The organism is Paraburkholderia fynbosensis (assembly GCF_902859935.1).
Lineage (GTDB): Bacteria > Pseudomonadota > Gammaproteobacteria > Burkholderiales > Burkholderiaceae > Paraburkholderia > Paraburkholderia fynbosensis.
The window spans coordinates 1-21,494 of record NZ_CADIKI010000002.1; the positions used below are offsets into that span (position 1 = coordinate 1).

Consider the following 21,494-nt stretch of genomic DNA (forward strand, 5'->3'; position numbering starts at 1 on the left):
CCCATCCCGAACAGGACCGTGAAACGACTCCACGCCGATGATAGTGCGGATTGCCCGTGTGAAAGTAGGTAATCGTCAGGCTCCCCAGCAGCAACAGAAACCCCACCCCGACAAGGTGGGGTTTCTGCGTTTACGGCGCGGCAGGGCACCGTACGGAATAGAGGAAAACGGCCCGGGCAGGCGCTTCGCGCGTTGCTCCGGACGGCACCTCAGCGTTCCCCTATCCCCAGCGCATCCGCATAAGCCAACAGTTCCAAATGGCGGCGAGTACACTCCCCGCCAATCACATTACCCACCCCATCACGCGCCCGGCAGCACAAATACAAGCGGCGACGCCTCACACGTTGCCGTGTGCCGGTCACTACTTCCCCTGCGGCAGAAACCGTTGTGCCAGACGAACCCAATACGTCGACCCGATTGGCAATAATTCGTCGTTGAAATCGTAACTCGCGTTATGCAGCATACAAGGGCCAGCTCCATGTCCGGCCTCCCGGTGGCCGCCATCGCCGTTGCCTAGAAAGGCGTAGCAACCCGGCTTCGCCAGCAGCATGAACGAAAAGTCCTCCGCGCCCATGGTCGGCTCAACCGCGTCGTCGACATTCTCTGCCCCAACGATCTCCTTCATAACCGAAGCAGCAAAACGGGCTTCCTCGCCACTATTGATAGTCGGCGGATAGTTTCGATGAAAGTGGATCGTGACGGAGCAATCGTAAGCGTCTGCTGTACTTTCAGCGATCTTGCGCATACGCGCTTCGATCAGGTCGAGCGTTTCAGTGGTGAATGTTCGAACCGTCCCGGCGATCCACGCATCGTTGGGGACGACATTGACCGCGTCGCCGGCGTGAATCTGGGTAATTGACAGGACGGCAGTATCGAGCGGCTTTTTGTTCCGCGTGATGATGCTCTGCAGCCCGTTTGCGATCTGCACCGCCGTAAAGACAGGATCCCGGCCGTTGTGCGGAAGCGCTGCATGCGAGCCCACCCCTTTTATTTCGATCCGGAACTCATTGCTCGATGCCATGATCGGGCCTTCGGTCACGCCGAAGTGGCCCGCCGGCATTCCCGGCCAGTTATGGATGCCGAACACCGCATCCACCGGAAACTTGACGAATAGACCGTCATCGATCATTGCCTGGGCGCCGGCTCCGCCTTCTTCCGCCGGTTGGAAAATGAATACGATCGTACCGTCGAATTCGCCGTGTTTGACCAGATGCCGGGCGGCACCGAGAAGCATCGCGGTATGTCCGTCATGGCCGCACGCGTGCATTTTGCCGTTGTTTTTCGACCTATGATCGAAGCTGTTCAACTCCTGAATCGGCAGCGCGTCCATATCGGCGCGCAGGCCAATGGCGCGGGAACTATTGCCGCGTTTCAAGACGCCGACCACGCCGGTTTTGCCTAATCCGCGATGAGTTTCAATGCCCCAGGACTCAAGCGTTCTGGCAACGAGATCTGCAGTCGAAGTCTCTTCGTAACGCAGTTCGGGGTTGGCGTGAATTGTTCGTCGAAGGGTCTGAATTTCGCCGTGAGCGGCCTGGATTTCTGGGATCAGTTTCATGATGGAGTGATATTGCGCTTGTGCTTTGACTTGCGTGGGATCGCTCGGGGTCACATCGACCCGGGCACGGTGATAAACGATTCTACGCCGAAGGCAATTTTGGCGGCACCATCCAGGCTAACTGCCAGTGGACGTAATAAAATCCCGCTTTACTCACTGCTTACTGCTTCTTCGACGAAGTTCCGACAATGAACGCCCCGACTGAATTCGCTCGCGCCGTGTGCCCGCACGATTGCCCTGACACCTGCGCGATGCGTGTGACCGTCGAGAATGGCCGGGCGATCAAGGTCGCCGGCGATCCCGACCATGCGCCGACGCAAGGCGCGTTGTGTACCAAGGTCAGCCGCTATGCGGAGCGTGTGTACCATCCGAACCGGCTCAGCACGCCGATGAAGCGTGTCGGTCGCAAAGGCGAGGGCCGCTTCGAGCCGATCACCTGGGACGAAGCGCTGGAGCTCGCGGCCACCCGTCTGTCAGAGATTGCACGCCGCTCGCCGGAGGCGATCTTGCCCTACAGCTATGCCGGCACGATGGGGCTGGTGCAGGGCGACAGCATTGCGCAGCGGTTCTTTCACAAGCTCGGCGCCTCGCAACTCGACCGCACGATTTGCGCGGCGGCCGGCGCGGCCGGCTTGAAATATACCTACGGCGCAGGCATCGGCATGCTCACCGAGTTTTTCGCCGAGAGCGAGGTGATCCTCATCTGGGGCGCGAATCCCATCGCGTCGAGCTTGCATTTCTGGACCCGCGCCCAGGAAGCCAAGCGTCGTGGCGCGCGACTGATTGCGATCGATCCGTACCGTTCGCTGACGGCGGAAAAATGCCACCAGCACATTGCACTGAAGCCCGGTACGGATGGCGCCTTGGCGCTCGGCATGATGCATGTGCTGATTACGGAGAACCTGCTCGATCACGCCTACATTGCGGCTCACACACTGGGCTTTGCGGAACTGAAGGCGCGAGCGCTCAGCTACCAGCCGTCGCGAGTCAGCGAGATTTGCGGCATCGAAGAGTCGGTGATCGTCGATCTCGCGCGACTTTACGCGAGTACGAAGAAAGCCGCGATTCGCATGAACTACGGGTTGCAGCGGGTGCGCGGCGGTGGCAACGCCGTACGCGCGATTGCTTGCCTGCCGTCGCTGACGGGCGCATGGCGCGAAAGAGCGGGCGGGGCGTTGCTATCGTCGGGAGGCTGGGCACCGGTCGATTCGCATGCCCTGCAGCGTCCGGACCTGATGCCGGGCTGGCCCGCCAAGCCAAGCCGTGTGATCAATATGAACGCGATTGGCGACGCGCTGCTGCATCCCGGCGACGCCACGTTCGGCCCTAAGCTCGAAGCCATCGTCGTCTACAACTCGAATCCCGTTGCGGTCGCGCCGGACTCGGAGCGGGTCGCGGCGGGTTTCGCGCGCGAAGACCTGTTCACCATCGTCCTCGAGCATTTTCAGACTGACACCGCGGACTATGCCGATCTGCTCCTGCCCGCGACGACGCAGCTCGAACATCTCGACGTGCACAAGTCGTACGGTCACACACATGTGATGCTCAACTTGCCGGCGATCGCCCCGGTCGGCGACGCACGTCCGAATACGGAAATATTCCGTGGCCTCGCACATCGGATGGGCTTCGACGAACCGGCGCTGTTCGAAAGCGACGAAGCCGTCGCGCAGGCCGCTTTTCGCTGGCAGGACAGCACGCTGGAAGGCACGGACTGGGACGCGTTGAAGAAGGTCGGCTGGGCAAAGCTGAATCTGCCCGACGCCCCTTTCGCCGACGGTGGTTTCCGAACCCCGTCCGGCAAATGTGAGTTCTACAGTGAGCGCCTTGCGCAACAAGGCCTCGATCCGCTGCCCGACTACCTGCCGCCGTACGAGTCCGCCGACGGCGCGCCCGAACTCGCCGCGCGTTACCCGCTCGCGATGATCTCGCCGCCCGCCCGCAATTTCCTGAACAGTACGTTCGTGAACATCGAAAGTCTGCGCGCGACGGAAGGCGAGCCGCATCTGGACATCCATCCTGCGGATGCGCACGCACGGGACATCGTCGACGGTGCGCAGGTGCGCATCTTCAACGATCGCGGCTCGATGCAGGCGCGCGCCCGCGTCACCGACAAAGCGCGCGAAGGGCTGGTCGTCGGCCTTTCCATCTGGTGGAAAAAGCTCGCGCCGGACGGCCGCAACGCCAACCAGGTGACAAGCCAGGCGCTCACCGATCTCGGCGGATCGGCCACTTTCTACGACTGCCTCGTCGAAGTCGAGCGCGTCTGAAACCCGTCAGGAATCCCGGCAGCGTTCGCCTCCAGCGGGTTGGAGGCTGTCGTCTAACCCGGTGGCTTTTCGCAAATAGCAACGGGATGCGCATGCTACGATGCGTTTTTAGCACGACCATTCGAAAATAAATCAGGAGACGCTGCATGGACAAAATCTGGCTGAAATCTTATCCGCCCGGCGTTCCCGCAGACATTGACCCGACGCGCTATTCATCGGTTGCCGACCTGCTCGAAGAAGCCTTTCGTGAGCATCGCGCCAAACCAGCGTTCGTCTGCATGGGCAAGGAGATCAGCTACGGCGAGCTCGACGCGCTTTCACGCAAGCTTGCTGCGTGGTTTCAGTCGAAGGGTCTCGCGCGCGGCGCGCGCATCGCGATCATGATGCCGAACGTGCTGCAATATCCGGTCGCGATTGCCGCGATTCTGCGGGCCGGCTACGTGGTCGTGAACGTGAACCCGCTGTACACGCCTCGCGAACTCGAACATCAGTTGAAGGACTGCGGCGCGGAAGCGATCATCCTGCTCGAAAACTTTGCGCATACGCTGCAGGCAATCGTGCGCAATACCGCGGTCAAGCACGTCGTCGTGGCGGCGATGGGCGATCTGATGGGCATCAAGGGCACGCTGGTCAACTTCGTCGTGCGCAAGACGAAAAAGATGGTGCCGGCGTGGAATCTGCCGGGCCACGTCAAGTTCAACGCCGCGGTCTCGGAAGGCGGGCGCCAGCATTTCAAGCCGGTGCAACAGGGTCCGGATGACGTCGCGTTTCTCCAGTACACGGGCGGAACGACCGGCGTGGCGAAGGGCGCGACGTTGCTGCATCGGAACCTGATCGCCAATGTCATGCAGTCGGAGGCGTGGCTCAATCCGGTTCGCGCGAACCGTACAGACATCGACCAGTTCATCACCGTCGTCGCACTGCCGCTCTATCACGTGTTTGCGCTGACCGTGTGCGGGCTGCTGACGATCCGCACCGGCGGACTCGGCGTGCTGATTCCGAATCCGCGCGACATCCCGGGCATGATCAAGGCGCTGGAAGGTTATGCGATCACGACGATCCCCGCCGTCAATACGCTATACAACGCGTTGCTGAACAGCCCGGACTTCCACAAGCTCGACTTCTCGAAGCTGCTCACCGCGAACGGCGGCGGCATGGCCGTGCAAGAGGCGGTCGCCAAACGCTGGTTCGAGTTGACGAATACGCCGATCGTCGAAGGTTACGGGTTGTCGGAGACGTCGCCATGTGTGACGTGCAATCCGGTGACCGTCACCGAATACAGTGGGACGATCGGTTTGCCGTTGCCATCCACGGAAGTGTCGATTCGCGACGACGAAGGCAACGAAGTGCCGCTCGGTCAGCCAGGCGAAATCTGCATTCGCGGCCCGCAGGTGATGGCTGGCTACTGGAACCGGCCGGACGACACCGCCAAGGTGATGACGCCGGACGGCTTCTTCAAATCGGGCGACGTCGGTCTGATGAACGACGGCGGCTTCGTGAAGATCGTCGATCGCAAGAAGGACATGATTCTGGTGTCCGGCTTCAACGTGTATCCGAACGAGATCGAGGACGTGGTCGCCAAGTTGCCGGGCGTGTTCGAAGTCGCAGCGGTCGGCGTGCCGGACCAGCACTCGGGCGAGGCCGTCAAGCTGTTCGTCGTGAAGAAGGATGAGGCGCTGACCGACTCGGATATCTTCGCGTACTGCAAGACGCAATTGACCGGCTACAAGCGGCCGAAGGTCGTCGAATTCCGCACGGAACTGCCAAAGAGCAATGTCGGCAAGATTCTGCGCCGCGAGTTGCGCGACGGGCGCGCATAAGAGCAACCGTCGAAGCGCCTGATTCCACACGAAGCCGACATCACGGAGCGCATAGCAAAAAGAGAAAGCCCCGGCAGACGGAAGTCTGCCGGGGCTTTCTCTTTTGTCATCACATTGCACCTGGCAGCCAAGCGCAACCGCCATAAAAAAAGGCGCCCGAAGGCGCCTTTGAGGCAGACTGCTTTATTACGACTTATTAGAACTTGTGGCGGATGCCGACGCGAGCCGCGAACTGGTTGCTGCCCGACGAACCCGTCAGGCCGTTGATGCCTGCCGTTGCGTCGACCGTAGCGCCAGCCTGGTTGAGCGTTTCACCCAGAGCGTGCTGGTACACGCCGATCACGTAGACGTCGGTACGCTTGGACAGGAAGTAATCCACGCCCAGCGAGCCTTGGTGATACTGAGCACGGTCTGCGCCGTTGATTTCCGCGCCGCGCGTGTAGTCATACGCTGCGCCAACCAGCAATGCCGGCGTCAACTGATACTTGAAGTTGATTTCGCCGTTGTTGAACGTAACCGACTGGCCAGCGAACGGCGACGCGAACGACTTGCCGAGGTTGGCGAAGCGGATGTTCGAGTACGTCAGGCCGATCGTTGCCGCGCCGAACGTGTATGCGCCGCCTGCACCGATCACCTGGTACGTGTTAGCCGACGTGAAGCCACCGTAGATCGGGTTCGTCACTGCGGCAGCTGCTGCAGTCGTCGTGCCGCCGTTGTTGAACAGGCCGCCCGTCGCTGCCGGCGTGCGTGCGTTCAGGTAGCCGACGCCCAACACGAGAGGACCGTTGTTATAGCCAGCACCCAACGACCAGATCTGGTTGCCGGTGATGTTGCCTGCCTGGCCACCGAGGCTGTACGTGCCGCCGAACGTCAGGCCGCCATAGTTCACGCTCGTGAACTTGACCGTGTTGTTGGTGCGGTATGCGTTGTTGAAGTTGTCGATGTCGCCCGGGTGAGCACCGATGTAGCCGCCCCATTGGTCGCCCGATTCCAGCGGACCGACGTAGTCGACGACTGAGTCGTACTGACGACCCAGCGTGACCGTGCCGAACTGGCTCGACAGACCGACGTAAGCTTGACGACCGAACATCAGGCCGCCTTGACCCAGCTTGCCGTTGGTCACGTCAAAGCCGTTTTCCAACACGAAGATTGCCTTCAGACCGCCGCCCAGGTCTTCCGTGCCGCGCAGGCCGAAACGCGAGCCTTGCAGAACACCGCTGGACATGTCGTACTTGTGGCTGCCGCCTGCGTTGGTATTCATGTTGATACCAACGTCAATAATGCCGTACAGGGTCACGCTGCTCTGAGCATGTGCGACGCCTGCGAATGCGCCCAGTGCTGCGAGAGCGAGAAGCGACTTTTTCATCGAATGATCTCCAAGGATTACGAATCTTTTGTACAAGGCGAATATTTATCTAGCGTTGAGGCCTTGCTGTCTAACTTCGCGAGAAGTTGCACGTAATGTAACAAAAGGCATACATGGCACAAAGAAAAAGGAGGTCGCCAGGAACGCTCCTGTTTCGTTTACGCAACATGGTCTAAAATCCAAAATTGGCTGGTTGATTCATGCGAATTCGTGCTTGCCGCGAAACTGGTTTTGCGCCGCAAACCCCTGTCGCACGGACCCGCCGGTTCGATGAAGCGATTGTTGAATCAGGGAGTGCTTAATGTTTCTGGACGAGTTGATTAGCGAGTTTGATCGGGGTTTACGCTCAATCACGGGCGTATCGCGGATGAGTCGTCCGTTGCCGGTTCCGCAAGAATCGGCGGTGACGGCGCAGGCGCCCGAACTGTCACCGGCGGAGCGCGCGCACGCGGCCGCATTGATGCGCGTCAATCACGTTGGCGAGGTATGCGCGCAGGCGCTGTATCAGGCTCAGAAACTTGCGACCCGGTCGCCGTCGTTGCGCGCCGTGTTCGATCACGCCGCCGCCGAGGAAGAGGATCACCTTGCGTGGACCGCGAAGCGTCTCGAAGCGCTCGACTCGCGTCCCAGCCTGCTGAACCCGCTGTGGTATACGGGGGCGCTGGCGATCGGCCTCGCGGCGGGACGCCTCGGCGACCGCGTCAGCCTCGGCTTCATGGCTGAAACCGAGCGTCAGGTGGAGCAGCATCTCGACAGCCATCTGGATCACCTGCCCGCTGCGGACCATGAGTCGCGCGTGATCGTCGAGCAGATGCGCGCGGACGAAATGGCGCACGGCAAGGCGGCCATGGATGCCGGCGGCGTCGAGATGCCGTTTCCCGCGCGCGCGCTGATGCGTGCGGCTTCGAAAGTCATGACTCGCACTGCCTATTACATATAAAGGCGCGGCCACCGCGCACCCGTTTCCGAAGTGGGACGGCGCCTCGCGCGCCGTCCGCCGCAGATCCTCGAGTCACCCTCTGCCGTCTCTTAATTCCCCGCTGCGATCTGTTTCATTCCGTACTGTTCCCTCAGACTTTTCACGTATCACCTTCACAAGTTGCACTAGCTCATTCATTTATAACGGTTTTCCGTTTTATGTCTGATGTGAAGTAGTCGCGCTAAGTCCTTGTTCTAACAAACAAAATTCGCTCGAAAACCGGCTGGCTCCCTTGACCCCTGTTTGTCGTTACTCTAAAGTGGGAGACAGTGTGAGAAAGTGTATTTTTGTGTGATCTCGCGGGCGGTTTGGGGTAGATTTTCACGAATCGGACAGCGGGCACAAAAGTGCCGGCGAGCAACCAGTTGCATGGGACCGCAGTAAGCGCTAAAGCGCCAACTCCGGTCGACAGGGGAGAACGAAGTGTTCCAAGGGGCGTCGGCGCTGACGCTCGATGCGAAAGGGCGGATGTCGATTCCCTCTCGTTATCGGGATGCGCTGCAAACACAGGCAGAGGGCCGGGTGACGATCACCAAGCACCCGGACGGCTGCCTGTTGCTCTTTCCTCGCCCTGAATGGGAAATCTTCCGCGACAAGGTCGACAAGCTGCCGATGAACGCGGCCTGGTGGAAGCGCATTTTTCTCGGCAATGCAATGGATGTGGATATGGACGGCGCAGGCCGCGTGCTCGTGTCGCCGGAACTGCGCACGGCCGGTGGGCTGGAGAAAGAAGTGACCTTGCTCGGCATGGGGCGTCACTTCGAGTTATGGGATGCACAAACCTACGCCGCGAAGGAACAGGCGGCGATCGCCGAGGGCATGCCCGAAGCGTTGAAGAATTTCACGTTCTGATCGCGGCTTACATATATGGCACCTGCGATGGGAAACGAATTGCAGCATCGCACGGTGCTGCTGAATGAAGCGGTCGATGCGCTGGTCACGCGCGCGGACGGCGTGTATGTGGACGGTACGTTCGGGCGCGGCGGTCACAGCCGCCTCGTGCTGGAGCGGCTGAGCGAGTCGGGGCGTCTGATCGCGTTCGACAAGGATCCGCTCGCCATTGCCACGGCACAGCAGATCGCGGATCCGCGCTTTGGCATCGTGCACGAGAGTTTTGCTTCACTGCGCACCGCGATTGCGGAGCGCGGGGTAGGGCGGGTGTCGGGCGTTTTACTGGATCTGGGCATATCGTCGCCGCAAATCGACGATCCGGAGCGGGGCTTCAGCTTCCGCGCCGACGGCCCGCTCGACATGCGGATGGACCCGACGCGCGGCGAGTCTGCCGCTGACTGGCTCGCGCGGGCCACGGTGCAGGAACTGACGGAGGTGATACGAGATTATGGGGAAGAACGGTTTGCTTTTCAGATTGCAAAGGCGCTTGTTGCTCGCCGGGCAGAGTCCGACCGTCTTGGGCCTCTCGTCAGCACGGGCGAGCTTGCCCAAATCGTGGCTAACGTCGTCAAAACCCGTGAGAAGGGCAAGGATCCGGCAACCCGCACCTTTCAAGCTATACGGATTCACATCAATCAAGAGCTTGCGGAGCTGCAAGTCGTTTTAGAAGCAGCGTTGTCGCTGCTGGAGCAAGGGGGGCGGCTGGTGGTCATCAGCTTTCATTCGCTCGAGGACCGGATCGTCAAGCGATTCATGCAGGCGCACGCCAGTACGCCTGCGGTCGATCGTCGTCTGCCGATCCGCGCCGTCGATTTGCCGAGCCCCCCGCTCAAAATCATCGGCCGCGTGTTCGCGAGCGACGCTGAAGTCGCCGCGAATCCGCGCGCCCGTTCTGCCGTGATGCGTGTGGCGGAGCGGATCGTGCCATGAATCGTCTCAACATCTTCCTGCTGATCATCGTGATGGGTTGCGCCTTGTCGGTCGTCAATGCGACCAACCAGCAGCGGCAGATCTTCATCCAGTTGCAGCGCGCTCAATCGCAGGAGCGACAGCTGCAGCAGGATTATTCGCAGCTTCAATATCAGCAGAGCGCGCTCTCCAAGACCTCGCGCATCGAGCAGCTCGCCACCGCCTCGCTGAAAATGCAATCGGTCACGACCGGCCGCACGCAATATCTGACGCTCGATGCGGGCGCCGCGCGCGCCGAGGACGCGCCGATTCCGACATCCGGTCCGGCGTCCGCGCCGGCGGCGACCCGTCGCGGAGGCGTGCGATGAAAAAATCGTCGGCTCGCAAGAGCGTGGCCTTTTCGGCCAATCCGATCCTGTCCGTGCGTCTGCCGATGTGGCGCTCGAAACTGGTCGTGTTCCTGCTGTTCATGGCTTTCGTCGCGCTGGCCGGGCGCGCCTTCTGGATTCAGGGACCGGGCAACGCGTTCTATCTGAAGCAAGGTGAAATCCGCTATCAGCGCCGGCTCGAGTTGCCGGCTACGCGCGGCAAGATTCTCGACCGCAACGGTCTCGTGCTCGCCACGAGCCTGCCGGTGCGCGCGATCTGGGCGATTCCCGAATCGGTGCCGGACGACCTCGGCGCGGACAAGCTGAATTCGCTCGGGCAATTGCTCGGCATGACGAACAAAGAACTGCGCCGCAAGCTGTCGGAAGACAAGAACTTCGTCTACGTGAAGCGCCAGGTGCCGGTCGACGTCGCTGCGAAAGTGACGGCGCTGAACATCCCCGGCATTTATGCGCGCGACGAATACAAGCGTTTCTATCCGGAAGGCGAGATCACGGCTCACCTGATCGGCTTCACGAACGTCGAGGACGAAGGCCAGGAAGGCGTCGAACTCGGCGACCAGAAGCTGCTCGCCGGCATGTCGGGCAGCCGGCGCGTGATCAAGGACCGCATGGGCCACATCATCGAGGATGTGGACGAGCAGGTCGTGCCGCACAACGGCCAGGACGTCGATCTGTCGATCGACAGCAAGATTCAGTACATCGCGTACACGAACCTGAAAGCGGCCGTCGAGAAGTTCAAGGCGAAGGCCGGCGCGGCGATGGTGATCGACGTGCGCACCGGCGAAGTGCTCGCGCTCGTCAACTATCCGACCTACAACCCGAACGACCGCACGCACCTGACCGGCGACCAGTTGCGCAACCGCATCCTGACCGATACGTTCGAGCCGGGCTCGATCATGAAGCCGTTCACGGTGTCGCTCGCGCTCGATCTGCACCGCGTGACGCCGACTACACTGGTAGATACGGGAGCGGGCCGCTTTGTGCTCGATGGCGCACCGATTACCGACGACAGCGGCTTCGGCGTGTTGACGGTGGGCGGCGTAATCCAGAAGTCAAGCAACATCGGCGCGACGAAGATTGCGATGCAGCTCAAGCCCGAAGAGATGTGGAACATGTACACCAGCATCGGTCTCGGCCAGGCGCCGAAGGTCGGTTTCCCCGGCGCGGCGGCGGGCCGTCTGCGTCCGTGGAGAAGCTGGCGCCGCATCGAGCAGGCCACCATGTCATACGGCTACGGCCTGTCGGTGTCACTGTTCCAGCTGGGCCGCGCGTACACCGCGATCGCGCATGACGGCGAGATCATGCCGGTGTCGATTTTCCGCACGCCAGGCGACCAGCCGGCCACCGGCCCGCAGATTTTCGCGCCGACGACCGCGCGTGAAATGCGCGCCATGCTCGAAACCGTGACGGCGCCCGGCGGTACGTCGCCCGATGCGGCGGTGCCGGGTTATCGCGTCGGCGGCAAGAGCGGTACCGCGTATAAGCATGGTGCGCACGGCTACGACCACTCCAAATACCGCGCGTCGTTCGTCGGCATGGCGCCGATGCCGAATCCGCGCATCGTCGTGGCCGTGTCCGTCGACGAACCGACGGCGGGCAGCCACTTCGGCGGGCAGGTGTCGGGCCCGGTGTTCTCGGGCATCGTCGGCGATACGCTGCGCTCGCTGAACGTGCCGCCGGACATGCCGGTCAAGCAGATGGTCGTGTCCGACGATGCGGCGCCGGCCGCCCCCGGCGCGCCGGCTACGCCGCCGGGCGCCAGGAAGATTTCCACCAGCGCCGGCGCGAAGAAGATGACGATTTCCGCCAGCGCGAAGAGCCACCCCGGAGTCGAGCGATGAGCGCGCTGCGTACCAAGCACCCAGCGCACCGGCAGGTGGCCGACGCCCTCACCTGGCTGCACGCCCGCGTGCAGCCAGACGCGCATCTGCATGCCGACACGCGCTCGCTCGCGGCCGGCGACGTGTTTTTCGCCTACGCGGTGGATGGCGCGGACAACCGCCCGTTCATCGAAGGCGCGATCGAGCGTGGCGCGGTCGCGGTGCTGGTTCAGCCCGAAGGCTTCGGCGGCGCGATCGATCCGTCCATCGCGCTCGCCGTGCCGGCGCTGAACGAAATCGCCGGTTCGATCGCGAGCGGCTGGTACGACGACCCGAGCGACAGCATGCTGACGCTCGGCATCACCGGGACGAACGGCAAGACCTCGTGCAGCCAGTGGATCTCGGCGGCGCTGACCGCGCTCGGCCAGCGTTGCGCGATCATCGGCACACTCGGCACCGGTTTGCCTGGCCAGCTCGTGCACACCGGTTTCACGACCCCCGACGCGCCGCAACTGCAGCGCAGCCTCGCGCAATTGCGCGCGGCGGGCGCGCAGGCGGTGGCGATGGAAGTGTCGTCACACGCGCTGCATCAGGGGCGCGTGAACGGCACCGCGTTCGACATCGCCGTGTTCACGAATCTCACGCAAGACCACCTCGACTATCACGGCACGTTCGACGCTTATGAGGCGGCGAAGGCGCGTCTGTTCGCGTGGCCCGACCTGCGCGCTGCCGTGATCAATCGCGACGATGCCGCCGGCCGCCGTCTGCTCGCCAGCACGCGGCGCCACGCGCGCACGATTGCCTACGGTCTCGACGCCGCTCAGCAGGACGCGCCGCAAGCCGACGCGCTGCTGCTCGCATCGAACATACGCGCAACCGCCACCGGCACCGCATTCCAGCTGAACACATCGGACTGGGGCAACGCTGAAGTCGAAGTGCAAACGCTCGGCGCGTTCAACGTTAGCAATCTGCTCGGCGTGCTCGGTGCGCTGCTCGCCGCCGACGTGCCGTTCGATGCCGCACTCGCCGAACTCGCGAAGCTCGAATCGGTGAACGGCCGCATGCAACGCCTCGGCGGCCGCCTGCAGAACGACGAGCCGCTCGTTGTAATCGATTACGCGCACACGCCGGACGCGCTCGAAAAAACGCTCGACGCGCTGCGCCCGATGGCGGCCGCGCGCGGCGGCGAACTGATCTGCATGTTCGGGTGCGGCGGCGACCGCGACGCGACCAAGCGTCCGCTGATGGGCGCGATCGCCGAGCGATTCGCGGACGGCGTCGTCGTGACCAGCGACAACCCGCGCAGCGAAGACCCGCAGTCGATCATCGAACAGATCGCCGCGGGCATGAAGGACGCGTCGAAGGCGCGCCGCATCGAGGACCGCGCGAGCGCGATCCTGCAAGCGATCCGCGGCGCCGCGCGCGAAGACGTCATCGTGCTGGCCGGCAAGGGGCATGAGGCAACACAGGAAATCATGGGCAAGAAACGCGCTTTCTCCGATCAGGACCACGCCCGCCTCGCGCTCGCCGCGCGGGCGACGCATGCACGCGGAGGTAGCGAATGAGCATGTTCACGCTGCGTGAAGCCGCCGCGCTGATTCCCGGCGCAACCGTGCCCGGCGACGATGGGGTCGCATTCGAACGCGTGTCGACCGACAGCCGCAGTGCCGGTCCCGGCGATCTGTTCGTCGCGATCAAAGGCGAGCGTTTCGACGCGCACGATTTCCTGCCGGAAGTCGCCGCGCGCAACGTGACGGCCGCGCTCGTCACGCGCACGCCGGACGGCTGGAGCGTGCCCGCGATTCGCGTGGCCGACACGCGCGTCGCGCTGGGCGCGCTCGCCCGCGGCTGGCGTCGCCGGTTCGGCATGCCGCTCGTCGCGGTGACGGGCAGCAACGGCAAGACCACGGTCAAGGAAATGATCGCGTCGATCTTCGCCGCCGCCGTCGGCGATCACGCGCGTCTTGCGACCGCGGGCAACTTCAACAACGACATCGGCTTGCCGCTCACGCTGTTCCGTCTGCACGCCGCGCATCAACTGGCGGTGGTCGAACTCGGCATGAACCATCCGGACGAAACCTCGCTGCTCGCAAAAATCGCCGAGCCGACGGTGGCCGTGGTGAACAACGCGCAGCGCGAGCATCAGGAGTTCATGGCGACCGTCGAAGCGGTCGCGCTCGAACACGCGAGCGTGATTCACGCACTCAAGCCAGAAGGCGTCGCGGTCTTCCCGGCGGACGACGCCTACGCGAGCATCTGGCGCGTAGCGGCAACCGGCAACCGCATCATCGACTTCGCGTTGAACAACGATGGCCGCGCGACCGAAGCAGCGGTGACGGGCGCGTTCGACGGCAAGCAACTGAGCATCGACACGCCCGAAGGCCATCTCGACGTCACGCTGCAAGTGCTCGGCGACCACAACGCGCACAACGCGTTGGCCGCGACATCCGCCGCGCTGGCTGCGGGCGTGTCGCTCGACGCGATCAGGCGCGGCCTCGAATCGTTCGGCGCCGTCAAAGGCCGCTTGCAGGTGAAGCAGGCCGTACTCGGCGCGCTCGCCGGCGCCACCGTGATCGACGACACCTACAACGCCAATCCCGACTCGATGCGCGCCGCGATCGACGTGCTCGCCTCGTGCGCCGCACCGCGCGTGCTGGTGATGGGCGACATGGGCGAAGTCGGCGACAACGGTCCGGCGTTTCACCGCGAAATCGGTGCGTACGCCAAAGAGCGCGGCATCGACGCGCTGTATGCGATGGGCGACGCTTCGCGCGACGCCTGCAGCGCATACGGCGCGGGCGCGCATCACGTGGCCGACGTCGGCACGTTGATCGCGCAATTGCAGCAGGCCGGTTTCGGCGCTGCCGCAACGTTTCTCGTGAAAGGCTCGCGCTTCATGCAAATGGAGCGCGTGGTGGACGCCGTGACGAGTCCACAACCCAACGCAGCGGGCTCGACGCCCGCCGCACATTGAAATAGAAGGACCGAAGCATGCTACTGGCGCTGGCGCAATGGCTGCAGAATGACGCAAGCTTCTTGCGCGTGTTCAGTTATCTGACTTTCCGTGCGGTGATGGCGACCATCACCGCGCTGCTGATCGGGCTCGTCTGTGGCCCGGCCGTGATTCGCAAGCTGACCGCGATGAAGGTCGGCCAGGCCGTCCGCAAAGACGGCCCGCAGACTCACCTCGTCAAATCCGGCACGCCGACCATGGGCGGCGTGCTGATTCTGCTCGGCATCGCCGTGGCCACGCTGTTGTGGGCCGACCTGACCAACCGTTTCATCTGGATCGTGATGCTCGTCACGTTCGGTTTCGGTGTGATCGGCTGGGTCGACGATTATCGCAAGGTGGTCTACAAGGACCCGCGCGGCATGTCCTCGCGCGAGAAGTATTTCTGGCAGTCGGTGATCGGTCTGTTCGCGGCGGTGTATCTCGCGTTCAGCGTGTCGGAAGCGAGCAATGTGCGCGTGTTCGATCTGTTCATGGCGTGGGTGCGCAGCGGCTTGTCGATGGGCTTGCCCGCGCGCGCCGACCTGATGCTGCCGTTCGTCAAGTCGATCAGCTATCCGCTCGGCGTATGGGGCTTCATCGTGCTGACGTATCTGGTGATCGTCGGCGCGAGCAATGCGGTCAATCTCACCGACGGTCTCGACGGTCTCGTGATCATGCCGGTCGTGCTGGTCGGCGCATCGCTCGGCGTGTTTGCGTACGTGATGGGCAGCTCGGTCTATTCGAAGTACCTGCTGTTTCCGCATATCGCCGGTGCCGGTGAATTGCTGATCTTCTGTTCGGCGATGGGCGGCGCGGGGCTCGCGTTCCTGTGGTTCAACACGCACCCGGCGCAGATGTTCATGGGCGACGTCGGCGCGCTCGCACTCGGCGGCGCGCTCGGCACGGTCGCGGTGATCGTGCGTCAGGAAATCGTGCTGTTCATCATGGGCGGCATTTTCGTCGCGGAGACGCTCTCCGTGATGTTGCAGGTCACGTGGTTCAAATTCACCAAGCGCCGGTTCGGCGAAGGGCGGCGTCTCTTCAAGATGGCGCCGCTGCATCACCATTTCGAACTGTCGGGATGGAAGGAAACGCAGGTGGTCGTGCGCTTCTGGATCATCACGTTGATGTTGTGTCTGTTTGGTTTGTCCACGCTCAAGCTGCGTTAAGCAATAGTCGAAGTTAAGGGAAAGCAAGCGATGTTCGGCGAGAAGTTTCGGGATCGGCAAAAGCCGATGGTGCTCGTGCTGGGACTGGGTGAATCCGGTCTCGCGATGGCGCGCTGGTGCGCGCGGCACGGCTGTCGGCTGCGTGTGGCCGACACGCGCGAAGTGCCGCCGAACCTGTCCGCGCTGGAAGCGCACGGCGTCGACGCCGATTTCGTCGGCGGCCCGTTTTCGCCCGTGCTGCTCGAAGGGGTGGAGCTGGTCGCGATCAGCCCGGGCCTTTCGCCGCTCGCCGCCGACCTGTTGCCGCTGATCACGGCGGCGCGCGAACAGGGCATCCCCGTGTGGGGCGAACTCGAATTCTTCTCGCAGGCGTTGAAGACGCTCGGCGAAAGCGGCTACGCACCGAAAGTCATCGCGATCACCGGCACTAATGGCAAGACCACGACCACGAGCCTGACTGGCCTGCTGTGCGAGCGCGCCGGCAAGAAGGTCGCGGTGGCCGGCAACATCAGCCCGGCCTTGCTCGACAAGCTCAGCGAAGCGATCGAGCACACCGCGCTGCCCGACGTGTGGGTGCTCGAACTGTCGAGCTTCCAGCTGGAAACCGCGCACACGTTTTCGCCGGATGCGGCCGCCGTGTTGAACATCACGCAGGACCACCTCGACTGGCACGGCGGGCTCGATGCGTACGCCGCCGCGAAGGGCCGCATCTTCGGTACACAGACCGTGCGTGTGCTGAACCGCGATGACTCGCGCGTGATGTCGCTCGCACCTTCGGGCGACAGCGAAGCGGACACGATCACCTTTGGCGTCACCGAGCCGAAGAATGGCGGCGACTACGGTTTGCTGCGCGAGAACGGCATGATCTGGCTCGTCGAAGCGCACGATCGCGACGCGAGCGATGAGCCCACGCCGAAACGCCGTCGCAAGAACGAAGTGGCGACCCCGCCCGACATCGCGCTCAAGCGTCTGATGCCCGCCGACGCGTTGCGCATCCGGGGCCTGCACAACGCCGCCAACGCGCTGGCCGCGTATGCGCTCGCGCGCGCGATTGGCTTGCCGGGCGCGCCGTTGCTGCACGGTCTGCGTGAATACCATGGCGAGCCGCACCGCGTGGAGTTGATTGCGTCGATCGACGGTATCGACTACGTGGACGACAGCAAGGGCACCAATGTCGGTGCGACGGTGGCCGCGCTCGACGGCCTCGCGCAGCGCGCGGTGCTGATCGCCGGCGGCGACGGCAAGGGCCAGGCGTTCGAGCCGCTCGCCGCGCCGGTGATGCGCTGGTGCCGCGCGGTGATGCTGATCGGCCGTGACGCGCCGCTGATTCGCGCGGCGCTCGAACACAGCGGCATCGCCATGACCGATCACGCCACGCTCGAAGAAGCGACGCGTGCCGCCGCCGCGCTGGCCCAACCGGGCGACGCCGTGCTGCTCTCGCCGGCTTGCGCGAGCTTCGACATGTTCAAGGGTTATGCGCACCGTGCCGCCGTGTTTCGCAGCACGGTGGAAGACATCGCGGCCGAACGGGGGACGATGATATGAGCTGGTCGGAACGTTTCGGTTCGCGCCAGGCGGCTGCCGGCGATGCGGGCGGCTCGGGCGGAGCGGCGCGCATGGCGGGCCGCACGGGCGGCAGCGGGCTCGCGAGCGCCGTCAACGGCGTGCGTCCGCTGCGTTCGCGGATGCTCGACTACGATCACTCGCTGCTGTGGGTCGTTGTCGCACTGCTCGGACTCGGCGTCGTGATGGTGTATTCGGCGTCGATCGCGATGCCCGACTCGCCGAAGTACGCGTCGTATCGCGACTACGCGTTCCTCGTGCGCCAGATCATTTTCGTGACGATGGGCGCGGTGGTCGGCGTCGTGTCGTTCCGCATCCCGATCTCGACGTGGGACAAGTACGCGCCGAAGCTCTTCCTGATCTCGCTCGTCGCGCTCGTGATCGTGCTGATCCCACACGTCGGCAAGGGCGTGAACGGTGCGCGCCGCTGGATTCCGCTCGGCATCACGAACATGCAGCCGTCGGAAATCATGAAGCTCGCGGTGACGATCTACGCGGCGAATTACACGGTGCGCAAGCAGGAATACATGCACAGCTTCGCCAAGGGCTTTCTGCCGATGGCGGTCGCGGTCGGTCTCGTCGGCGCGTTGCTGCTGCTTGAACCGGATATGGGCGCGTTCATGGTGATCGCGGCAATCGCCATGGGCGTGCTGTTCCTCGGCGGCGTGAACGGCAAGCTGTTCGGCGGCCTCGTCGCCACGGCGGTGGGCACGTTCAGCTTGCTGGTGTGGGCGTCGCCGTGGCGTCGCGAGCGGATTTTCGCGTACCTCGATCCGTGGGACGACCGTTACGCGCAGGGCAAGGCCTATCAATTGACGCACTCGCTGATCGCGTTCGGGCGTGGCGAATGGTTCGGCGTGGGGCTCGGCGGCAGCGTCGAAAAGCTCAACTATCTGCCGGAAGCGCATACCGACTTCATCCTCGCGGTGATCGGCGAGGAACTCGGGTTCGTCGGCGTGCTGGTCGTGATCCTGATGTTCTACTGGATCGTGCGCCGCTCGTTCGAGATCGGCCGTCAGGCGCTCGCACTCGACCGCACGTTCGCGGGTCTCGTCGCGAAGGGCGTGGGCATCTGGTTCGGCGCGCAGACGTTCATCAACATGGGTGTGAATCTCGGCTTGCTGCCCACTAAAGGTCTCACGCTACCGCTCGTGAGCTACGGCGGCTCGGGAATTTTGCTGAACTGTGTCGCGGTCGCTGTGTTGATGCGCGTGGATTACGAGAACCGTGTGTTGATGCGTGGGGGCAAAGTATGACCGCTCTCCACCAACGCACGCTGATGGTGATGGCCGGTGGAACCGGAGGACACGTCTTCCCGGGGCTCGCGGTCGCGCATCTGATGCAGGCGTGGGGCTGGAAGGTCGTGTGGCTCGGCAACCCCGCGGGCATGGAAGCGACGCTGGTGCCGAAGCACGGCATCCCGATGGAATACGTGCGCTTCGGCGGACTGCGCGGCAAAGGTCTGAAGACCAAGCTGATGCTGCCGCTGAATCTGCTGCGCGCGTGCACGCAGAGCCTCTCCGTGCTGCGTCGCGTGAAGCCGGACGTCGTGCTCGGCATGGGCGGCTACATCACGTTCCCGGCTGGCTTGATGACCGCGTTGAGCGGCCGTCCGCTGGTGCTGCATGAACAGAATTCGATCGCGGGTCTCGCCAACAAGGTGCTCGCGAAGCTCGCCAAACGCGTGCTGGTTGCGTTTCCGAATGCGCTGCCGCACGGTGAATGGACCGGCAATCCGATTCGTGAGGAACTTGCGCGCGCGATTGCACCCAAAGCACGCTACGCGCAACGCACGGGTCCTCTGAATGTGCTGGTGGTGGGTGGCAGTCTCGGCGCGGCGGCGTTGAACGAAGTGGTGCCGCGCGCGGTCGCGCTGCTCGCGCCGAACGAACGGCCGCGCATCGTGCATCAGGCGGGTGCGAAGCATATCGAGGCGCTGCGCGAGAACTACGCGGCAGCGGGTCTGCAAAGCGGAGCCGAGCTCGAACTGGTGCCGTTCATCGACGATATGACGAGTGCGTACGCGAAGGCCGACCTCGTGATTTGCCGCTCCGGCGCGATGACGGTGTCGGAGATTTCGGCGGTAGGCGTGGCGGCGTTTTTCGTGCCGTTCCCCTATGCAGTAGACGATCACCAGACCACCAATGCAGCGTTTCTCGCCGATAACGGCGCGGCGCTAGTCGTGCAGCAACGTGACCTGTCGGCGGACACACTCGCCGACTGGTTGCGCAGCCAGACGCGCGAAACGCTCGCGGAAATGGCGGAGCGTTCGCGCTCGCTCGCGAAACCCGACGCCACGGAGCAGGTCGCGCAGATTTGCGCGACCGTGGCGGGTTCGATTTCGGGCGCGAGCCCAGAAGGAAAGCAATGAAACATATCGTCAAACACATCCACTTTGTCGGCATCGGCGGTGTCGGCATGAGCGGCATCGCGGAGGTGCTGGTCAACCTGGGCTATCAGGTAAGCGGCTCGGATCTGTCGAGCAACGCAATCACGGATCGCCTCGCCGCGCTCGGCGCGCGCATTGCGATCGGTCACGCGGCCGAGAACATCGAAGGCGCGAACGCGGTGGTGGTTTCCACGGCAGTGCGCAGCGACAACCCCGAAGTGCTGGCCGCGCGTCATCGCCGCATTCCGATCGTGCCGCGCGCGGTGATGCTCGCGGAACTGATGCGCCTGAAGCAGGGCATCGCGATTGCCGGCACGCACGGCAAGACCACGACCACTTCGCTGGTGGCGAGCGTGCTGGCCGCGGGCGGGCTCGATCCGACCTTCGTGATCGGCGGGCGGCTCATCAGCGCGGGCGCGAATGCGCGACTCGGCACGGGCGACTTCATCGTCGCCGAAGCGGACGAATCGGACGCGTCGTTCCTGAACCTGTTTCCGGTGATCGAGGTCATCACGAACATCGACGCCGATCACATGGACACCTACGGCCACGACTTCGCGCGGCTCAAGCAGGCGTTCATCGAGTTCACGCACCGTCTGCCGTTCTACGGCATCGCGGTGCTGTGCGTCGACGATCCGAACGTGAAGGAGATTCTGCCGTTCGTGTCGAAGCCGATCATCCGTTACGGTCTCGCGCCGGACGCGCAAGTGCGCGCGGTGAACGTAGAGGCGCGCGACGGCAAGATGCATTTCACCGCGATGCGCGAAGACGCGGCGCCGCTCGACATCGTGCTGAACCTGCCCGGTGAGCACAACGTGCAGAACGCGCTGGCGGCGATTGCGATCGCGACTGAACTCGAAGTGAAAGATGCCGATATCCAGCGAGCGCTCGCGGATTTCAACGGCGTGGGCCGGCGCTTCCAGCGCTACGGCGAAGTACCGGTTGCAACCGGGGGCGAGGTCGCGGGCGCTTATACGCTGGTCGACGACTACGGTCACCACCCGGTCGAGATGGCCGCCACGGTGGCGGCGGCGCGCGGCGCATTCCCGGGCCGTCGTCTGGTGCTCGCGTTCCAGCCGCACCGCTTCACGCGCACGCGCGATTGCTTCGAGGATTTCGTGAAGGTGTTGTCGACCGTCGATGCGCTCGTGCTGACCGAAGTCTATTCGGCCGGCGAAGCGCCGATCGTCGCCGCGGACGGCCGTGCGTTAGCGCGCGCGCTGCGAGTGGCGGGCAAGGTCGAGCCGGTGTTTGTCGATACGGTGGATGAAGTGCCGGGCGCGCTCGCAGCAGTGGTGCGCGACGGCGATGTGGTGATTACGATGGGCGCGGGTTCGATCGGCGGTGTGCCGGGTCGCCTCGCGCAGGAACTGAAGGTGTGA

Annotated in this window: 16 protein-coding genes; 14 read left to right on the forward strand and 2 right to left on the reverse strand. The window is 63.5% G+C overall.

Features of this window, described 5'->3' with window-relative positions:
* Positions 1-361: 361 nt before the first annotated feature.
* Positions 362-1,558, reverse strand: a complete 1,197-nt coding sequence (locus HV770_RS02970; protein WP_175158037.1) for a M20 aminoacylase family protein — start codon at positions 1,556-1,558, stop codon at positions 362-364.
* 188 nt (positions 1,559-1,746) lie between these two features.
* Between HV770_RS02970 and HV770_RS02975 the strand changes: the two genes are divergently transcribed.
* Positions 1,747-3,825, forward strand: a complete 2,079-nt coding sequence (locus HV770_RS02975; protein ID WP_175158038.1) for a molybdopterin-containing oxidoreductase family protein — start codon at positions 1,747-1,749, stop codon at positions 3,823-3,825.
* A 146-nt stretch (positions 3,826-3,971) separates the two neighbouring features.
* Entirely contained in the window at positions 3,972-5,645 is a 1,674-nt protein-coding gene (locus HV770_RS02980; RefSeq protein WP_175158039.1) for a long-chain fatty acid--CoA ligase, read from the forward strand.
* Positions 5,646-5,841: 196 nt separating this feature from the next.
* Here the strand turns inward: HV770_RS02980 and HV770_RS02985 are convergent, their stop codons facing one another.
* Positions 5,842-7,011: a porin gene (locus HV770_RS02985; RefSeq protein ID WP_175158040.1), complete on the reverse strand. Its 1,170-nt coding sequence runs from the start codon at positions 7,009-7,011 to the stop codon at positions 5,842-5,844.
* A gap of 301 nt (positions 7,012-7,312) precedes the next feature.
* Between HV770_RS02985 and coq7 the strand changes: the two genes are divergently transcribed.
* From coq7 to murC, 12 genes are all read left to right on the forward strand, one after another.
* Positions 7,313-7,951, forward strand: coding sequence for a 2-polyprenyl-3-methyl-6-methoxy-1,4-benzoquinone monooxygenase (gene coq7, locus HV770_RS02990; protein ID WP_175158041.1), 639 nt, complete (start codon positions 7,313-7,315; stop codon positions 7,949-7,951).
* Between the two features lie 462 nt (positions 7,952-8,413).
* Positions 8,414-8,842: a division/cell wall cluster transcriptional repressor MraZ gene (gene mraZ, locus HV770_RS02995; protein ID WP_120289375.1), complete on the forward strand. Its 429-nt coding sequence runs from the start codon at positions 8,414-8,416 to the stop codon at positions 8,840-8,842.
* A gap of 15 nt (positions 8,843-8,857) precedes the next feature.
* Positions 8,858-9,811, forward strand: a complete 954-nt coding sequence (gene rsmH / locus HV770_RS03000; RefSeq protein ID WP_175158042.1) for a 16S rRNA (cytosine(1402)-N(4))-methyltransferase RsmH — start codon at positions 8,858-8,860, stop codon at positions 9,809-9,811.
* On the forward strand, positions 9,808-10,158 hold the full coding sequence (ftsL, locus tag HV770_RS03005; RefSeq protein WP_175158043.1) for a cell division protein FtsL: 351 nt from the start codon (positions 9,808-9,810) through the stop codon (positions 10,156-10,158). Before rsmH ends, ftsL begins: the two co-directional genes overlap by 4 nt.
* A complete protein-coding gene (locus HV770_RS03010; protein ID WP_175158044.1) occupies positions 10,155-12,020 on the forward strand; it encodes a peptidoglycan D,D-transpeptidase FtsI family protein in 1,866 nt (621 codons plus the stop codon). The genes ftsL and HV770_RS03010 overlap by 4 nt, the downstream gene beginning before the upstream one ends.
* Positions 12,017-13,564, forward strand: a complete 1,548-nt coding sequence (locus HV770_RS03015) for a UDP-N-acetylmuramoyl-L-alanyl-D-glutamate--2,6-diaminopimelate ligase (protein WP_175158045.1) — start codon at positions 12,017-12,019, stop codon at positions 13,562-13,564. Before HV770_RS03010 ends, HV770_RS03015 begins: the two co-directional genes overlap by 4 nt.
* Complete coding sequence (locus tag HV770_RS03020; RefSeq protein WP_175158046.1) at positions 13,561-14,973, forward strand: UDP-N-acetylmuramoyl-tripeptide--D-alanyl-D-alanine ligase; 1,413 nt, start codon at positions 13,561-13,563, stop codon at positions 14,971-14,973. Before HV770_RS03015 ends, HV770_RS03020 begins: the two co-directional genes overlap by 4 nt.
* A 17-nt stretch (positions 14,974-14,990) precedes the next feature.
* Complete coding sequence (mraY, locus tag HV770_RS03025; protein WP_095418165.1) at positions 14,991-16,160, forward strand: phospho-N-acetylmuramoyl-pentapeptide-transferase; 1,170 nt, start codon at positions 14,991-14,993, stop codon at positions 16,158-16,160.
* A 30-nt stretch (positions 16,161-16,190) separates the two neighbouring features.
* The gene (murD, locus tag HV770_RS03030) at positions 16,191-17,705 is read left to right on the forward strand and encodes a UDP-N-acetylmuramoyl-L-alanine--D-glutamate ligase (RefSeq protein ID WP_175158047.1); all 1,515 of its coding nucleotides are present in this window, start codon (positions 16,191-16,193) and stop codon (positions 17,703-17,705) included.
* The gene (gene ftsW, locus HV770_RS03035) at positions 17,702-18,979 is read left to right on the forward strand and encodes a putative lipid II flippase FtsW (RefSeq protein WP_175158048.1); all 1,278 of its coding nucleotides are present in this window, start codon (positions 17,702-17,704) and stop codon (positions 18,977-18,979) included. The genes murD and ftsW overlap by 4 nt, the downstream gene beginning before the upstream one ends.
* Positions 18,976-20,094, forward strand: coding sequence for an undecaprenyldiphospho-muramoylpentapeptide beta-N-acetylglucosaminyltransferase (murG, locus tag HV770_RS03040; protein WP_175158049.1), 1,119 nt, complete (start codon positions 18,976-18,978; stop codon positions 20,092-20,094). The genes ftsW and murG overlap by 4 nt, the downstream gene beginning before the upstream one ends.
* Positions 20,091-21,494, forward strand: a complete 1,404-nt coding sequence (gene murC, locus HV770_RS03045) for a UDP-N-acetylmuramate--L-alanine ligase (RefSeq protein ID WP_175158050.1) — start codon at positions 20,091-20,093, stop codon at positions 21,492-21,494. The genes murG and murC overlap by 4 nt, the downstream gene beginning before the upstream one ends.